The organism is Gardnerella sp. C0684A1 (assembly GCF_055326835.1).
In genome coordinates this window covers 1-277 of the sequence record NZ_JBLTSX010000024.1, presented here as the reverse complement: position 1 = coordinate 277, position 277 = coordinate 1, and the positions used below count along the sequence as shown (strand labels likewise).

General features: G+C 41.2%; 1 protein-coding gene. It reads right to left on the bottom strand.

Annotated features, from left to right (window positions below):
* Positions 1-252, bottom strand: a 252-nt coding sequence (locus tag ACNEUN_RS06230; RefSeq protein WP_463631562.1) for a reverse transcriptase domain-containing protein, incomplete at its 3' end; no start/stop codon positions are given.
* Positions 253-277 lie beyond the last annotated feature (25 nt).

Genomic DNA, 277 nt, shown 5'->3' with positions numbered 1-277 from the left:
GTCTGACACTGTTTCCACTGTTTCCCCATCTATTTCCCATGAAGTGATGGGACCAGATGCCATGATCTTCGTTTTCTGAATGTTGAGCTTTAAGCCAGCTTTTTCACTCTTTTTCACTTTCATCAAGAGGCTCTTTAGTTCTTCTTCACTTTCTGCCATAAGGGTGGTGTCATCTGCATATCTGAGGTTATTGATATTTCTCCCGGCAATCTTGATTCCAGCTTGTGTTTCTTCCAGTCCAGTGTTTCTCATGATGTACTCTGCATAGAAGTTAAAT